General features: G+C 37.7%; 4 protein-coding genes. All 4 read left to right on the top strand.

The window, feature by feature from the left end:
- Positions 1-323 precede the first annotated feature (323 nt).
- Positions 324-1,019 (top strand): response regulator transcription factor, encoded by a 696-nt coding sequence (locus DIS06_RS19780; RefSeq protein WP_110114957.1) that lies wholly within the window; start codon positions 324-326, stop codon positions 1,017-1,019.
- A gap of 17 nt (positions 1,020-1,036) precedes the next feature.
- On the top strand, positions 1,037-3,187 hold the full coding sequence (locus DIS06_RS19785) for a sensor histidine kinase (protein ID WP_110114958.1): 2,151 nt from the start codon (positions 1,037-1,039) through the stop codon (positions 3,185-3,187).
- A 256-nt stretch (positions 3,188-3,443) separates the two neighbouring features.
- A complete protein-coding gene (locus tag DIS06_RS19790) occupies positions 3,444-4,214 on the top strand; it encodes an SDR family NAD(P)-dependent oxidoreductase (protein WP_110114959.1) in 771 nt (256 codons plus the stop codon).
- An 861-nt stretch (positions 4,215-5,075) separates the two neighbouring features.
- A complete protein-coding gene (locus tag DIS06_RS21030; RefSeq protein WP_481746896.1) occupies positions 5,076-5,711 on the top strand; it encodes a methyl-accepting chemotaxis protein in 636 nt (211 codons plus the stop codon).
- Positions 5,712-5,899: the final 188 nt, after the last annotated feature.

The raw sequence follows: 5,899 nt of genomic DNA on the forward strand, positions 1-5,899 counted from the left end.
TCTTAGGAATCTCCCACTTCAAACAGCTCGTAAGAGTGTTAAGTGGGAGTAGTTCAACATATGAATTTTTAAGTGAGGTTTCTAAGAGGATTCGACTTGTGATTGTTTGGAGCGAGCTGTGTAGCAGAAATCAATCACATGATCCTATCCATTTACCCAATTACATAATTAAAAGACATGACAGGATGTGTAAAACAGAGCACGTTTGCTTTGTTTCACACGCCTTTTTCATTTCTTAAGAATTTCTTCATTTTTATCATAACCGAATGTTAAGAACTGGTGTTTATACTAAAATCATCGTTAAAAGAAAAGAGGAGAGAAACATGAGTACATTAACGATTCTTGTCACAGATGACGATCAAGATATTCGCGATGGAATTGATATTTATTTACGAAATGAGGGATACAACGTATTAAAAGCAGCGAATGGTGTAGAAGCACTGGAACTGTTAGAGAAGCATGAGGTTCATCTCATGATTTTAGACATTATGATGCCTGAAATGGACGGAATTGCGACGACGTTTAAAATTCGAACGAAACGCAACATTCCTATCATCATGTTAAGTGCGAAAGTGGAAGAGTCAGATAAAATTCACGGCTTATCAGTCGGAGCGGATGATTATGTCACAAAGCCATTTCACCCAATGGAGCTCATGGCACGTGTGAAATCACAGTTGCGTCGTTACGTTCAGTTCGGTACATATAACGAGCAACAAACAAAAGTCGAAGTAGGAGGCCTTGCATTAGATCAAGAATCGAAGCAAGTCACATTGCACGGTGAACCTGTGAAGCTGACGCCAATTGAGTATAAAATAACTGAGCTATTTTTGCTTAATCCAGGAAGAGTGTTCTCGATTCGTGAAATGTATGAACGCGTATGGAACGAAGAGGCGTATAACGCGGAAAACATTGTCGCCGTTCATATTCGAAAAATCCGTGAAAAAATTGAGGCAGATCCGAAAAATCCACAGTACATAAAAGTTGTATGGGGGCTTGGATACAAGTTAGAGAAGCAATAGTGTAGAGGAGTGAACTTATGAACAAAAATAAATGGAAAACGTTATTGTGGAGTTTCTTGGTGGCGATTGTTCTAATTGCAGCTGCGGCCATTCTCGATCAAGGAAATCGCTTATTTGCAAATGACTATTTTGAAAGTCAAGACTTTCAATCGGACTTTGACTATTTCGTTGAAGAACTAGGAAGTACAACGCTCCTAAATCAAGATCTTAAAGAGTTGAAAAAAGACCTACAAGTGACAGATGAGCAAATTGAAGAACATCGTACACGTTATGGATCGTTATCTGACCAGCTTTCAAGCATTGAGGAGCAATACAACATTCGTATTAACGATGCAGAAGGTAATGAAACGGTCAAGCAAGCTCTTATAAAGGAACGAGATACAAAACTGGCGGATATTCAACAAAATTTTGAAAGCGATGAACATGTTCGAGAGAAGGTAACAAAAGAACAAGAGAAAGCCATTGATGAATATGTTCGTCAGTTGAATGATCGACAAGTCGAACTTAAAGGATATAAAGGCTATTTTGTTTACGATTTAACCAATATTGAAACAGGTGAAACCTTTTCGAATGGAGATGTGACGCAAAAAGCGGTTTTTTCAAAAACGTATAGTGAAAAAAATGGCTATTTAAAGGCATCAAATGAATTTTATAGAGAGTATCTAAAAGAAGAGCCTATTTTAAAGTCATCAGGTTTTTACGAAGGAACAATCATTATTCCATCATCAATGAAAAATGAAGATTCGTTTGCTTCTTATCAAGACTTTAAGCACCAACAAGTGATGTTTTACAGCACGCTAGCCGTAGCGACTGCATCTTTGCTTAGTTTACTTTTCTTAATTAAGTTTCAACCGAGCTGGTTTGGTTCCTCGATTATTCGTTCACGTTACGAAGCATGGCCACTCGATGTTCGATTGCTCATTTTCGGTATAACAGGATTTTTTATTATCTTATATACAGTGATGAGTACAGATGTATTCTGGTATAAGCTGCAGCCACTAATTAAAGAGTTGCTGCTGATTTTAGGGCTACTGACAATAAGTATATGGATAGGGCTTCATCAATTCATGTGGCTTCATAATGAATATCAAGAGAAAGGACGATTTTACAGAAAGCTCAAAGACGGAATGGTTGTACGTTTTCTTTCTCTAGTAAGAGATGTTTTCTTAAAGGTTCCAGTTGGCTTACAAGTTGTATGGGTATTAATTGTGTTTTTCTTTTGGGGAATCGGTACGGTACTCGTTACCATGACACCCGAAGCAATTGGCCTATATTTAGTATGTGTGTTGTTCGTTGGTCTTCCTACTCTTGTTTTCGTTGTGATGCGAGTTGCTTATTTAAATCGCGTGATGGTTGCAACCGAGCAAGTGAGCAGTGGTGTATTGCGTGAAGCAGTCCCTGTAAAAGGAAAATCATTCATCGCCAAGCATGCGACTCATTTAAATACGTTACGTGAAGGCATGAAAACATCATTATCAGAACAAGCAAAAAGTGAGCGGCTTAAAACGGAACTCATTACAAACGTGAGCCATGATTTACGTACACCACTCACATCGATTATTACGTATACTGACTTACTAAAAAAATCAAACCTCACAGAGGAAGAGCGCCAGTCGTATGTGGAGATTTTAGAGCGAAAATCACAACGGTTAAAAACGCTCATTGAAGATTTGTTTGAAGTTTCAAAAATGGCAAGTGGCAATATCGAGTTAACGAAACAACGATTGGATTTAAATCAACTTCTTCAACAAGCACTAGCCGAGCATGCAGAAGAAATAGAGAATGCACAATTAGACTTTCGAATTACAAAGTATGAGGAACCAATCTTTGCGTATGTAGATGGTCAAAAGTGGTGGCGTGTCTTAGATAATTTAGTCATTAATGCAATCAAATACGCATTACCGAACACGAGAGTATACGTATCGCTCAAAAAAGAGGGCGATGAAGCTGTCTTTGTCATTAAAAATATTGCTCGCTACGAACTAGGAGACGATGCAGATGAACTAGTGGAACGATTTAAACGAGCAGATACATCCCGTCATACTGAAGGCTCTGGCTTAGGTCTTGCGATTGCGCAATCCATTGTGGACCTTCACGGGGGACGATTAGTCGTTGATGTTGATGGAGATTTATTTAAAGTGACGGTATCGATTGAAAAGTCAGGATAATACATCCTGGCTTTTTTTTATATTAATATAGTTCTTTAAAAGAAATGGTTTTTTTTGTACGGTTACTCGAGGGGGAAGGCGTGACAAATTCATTACCACAATCCTTTATACAGACGATGAACACTGTATTGATCTATTCATAGATAAGCGATGGTATCACAAGAAATTTTAAAAGATTTTTTGGGAAAAAACTAAATTTATACCAAAATATACCGAAATACATATTGTGAAATAACAATATGGAGGGGGCCACACAATGAGACTAAAGAACAAAGTAAGTGTGATTACAGGTGGGGCAGATGGAATTGGTAAAGCAACTGCACTGAAATTTGCAAAAGAAGGTGCAAAAGTAGTGGTGGCAGATATGAATGAAGATGCCGGACAAAACGTTGTAGCAGAAGTTAAGGAGCAAGGTGGAGAAGCAACCTTTTTCAAACTAGATGTGACAAACTTTGAAGAAGTGAACGCACTTGTGGAATTTACTGTCGATACGTATGGTTCGATCGATGTCATGTTCAACAATGCCGGTATTGGTATAAATAAGCCATTTTTAGATCATACACTAGAAGACTACCATAAAGTGGTCGCTGTTAATCAACATGGTGTGTACTATGGCATGTTAGCGGCAGCACGAAAAATGAAAGAACTAGGGGTAAAAGGAGCAATTATTAATAACGCGTCTGTTTTTGGTTATGTGGCGACATTAGGTGTAACAGGTTACCAAGCTGCTAAAGGAGCCGTTGTCATGTTAACAAAACATGGAGCGTTAGAACTCGCGCCATATGGTATTCGTGTTGTCGGGATTGCACCAGCAGCTGTAAACACAAACATTGTAGAAGGATACCGAGCTGCGGGACTGCTTGATTATATGAAAAAGCAACAACTAACAAGAGAATTAATTGAACCAGAAGAGATTGCTGAAGTAGTATCGTTTTTAGCAACTGATGAAGCTCGTGTCATGAACGGCTCTGTTGTGATGGCTGATGACGGATTTGCAAGCTTTAAATCAGATTTAAGGCCATTTTAATAAAGGAGATCATGAGAATTGATAACTGTTCAAGAAATGATTGTAGAAGATCGTAAAAAGAAAAATGCATTAATGTTTGTGGCTTTTTTGATTTCACTTGTGTTAGCACTAGTCAAATCGCTTACAATGAAAGAAGTTCCGACCATTGTCTTATTTTCAACTGAAATTCTTGTCTTTGTCTCAATTTACGTCATCACAACAAAGTTATTAAAAAAAGACATGTTATTTCCATACATAAGTGTTGTACTCGTCAACAGCTTTACAATGATTGGTGTATTTCTTGCTGGAGGAGGATGGGCCATTGTTGCGGTGACGTTTTTCCTGGCAACATTTGCTGTCGTCCACTTTCATAAAGTCATCTTTTTTATCGGGTATGGATTAGGGTTTGTAACGATTCTTTTAAACCTTACGCTTGGAACAAAAGAAGCCGCATCGATTACAGCAAATGCGCCAACTATTTTACTAACGTATATATTAACAGGATTCATTTTAATGGTTTTAATTCATTTGAATGGAAAGCAAGCACAACAAGTCAAACAACTTATCGCTGATGCTCAGGAAAATGCAACGAAGCAACAGCACTTAAAAGAGCAACTGCAAGCGAGTATGGTTGATATTTTACAAGGTGTAACCGACGTGAACAAGCAAATTCAACATCATTTAACCGCTCAAAGTGAAATGAGAGATAGTATTACCGAAGTGGCAGCAGGAAGTTCAGAACAAAGTGAACAAATTAGTACGATTTCACACAATGCCACGGTTTCATACGATTTCATGACACAACTCAGTAGGAAAATGAAAGAGTTAACGAAAGAAGCGGAGAAGACGAAGCAACTGACGTTTGAAGGCGAACAAAAAGTCATGTTATTTAACCAAGATGTAAAAGAGATTCAATCGTTTGTGACCGATTTAAATCAAACGTTTTATGAGTTAAGTTTAAAAGTAAAAGAAACAAACTCGTTTTCAGATAGCATTAAGCAAATCTCAGAACAAACGAATCTACTTGCGTTAAATGCATCAATTGAAGCGGCGCGTGCAGGAGAAGCAGGAAGAGGATTCTCGGTTGTTGCTGAAGAAATTCGTAAACTAGCAGAGATGACCAATACAACGGCAGAAAATATTACACGTAATTTAATTCAAGTGAATCAAAACAACACAGCAACGATGGAAAAAATGCAAACAAGTGAACAAAAAATTACAAGTATGCTTCACTCATCGACAGAAGTTGCTCAATATTTTGATGCGCTAAAAGAAATGATTGAAAAAGTAAGTGTGAACTTCGAACAATCGGAACAAGCATCTGATCAAGTGGTTCAAAATAGCTTAGAAGTTGAAAAGTCAACAGCAGAACTAGCCGCAATCATTGAACAAGCAACAGCAGGTCTTGAAGAAATGAGCGCCACGGTTGAAACATTAACAAATGACAGCGAACAAATCGCAGAAATCATGGAACAAACGTCTGAAAAGGCGAATGAGATTATGAGAGCTTACTCGTAAACGAGAAAAATCACCTTTGCATTTTAAAAATGAGAAAAGCACTCATTTTGGTCAGAAGAATCTTATAATTTACTTTTTATCTTAAAAGACTAGTCTATAAAAAAGCTCCTTCAACAAGAGTAACAAGTATCGGGACTGACCCCATAAAGTGAGACAAATAAAAAACACCTTTAAGTTGAAAACTGGGT

Origin of the sequence: Bacillus sp. CGMCC 1.16541 (genome assembly GCF_003184905.1) — a bacterium.
In the GTDB taxonomy this organism is placed as follows: domain Bacteria; phylum Bacillota; class Bacilli; order Bacillales; family Bacillaceae_H; genus Priestia.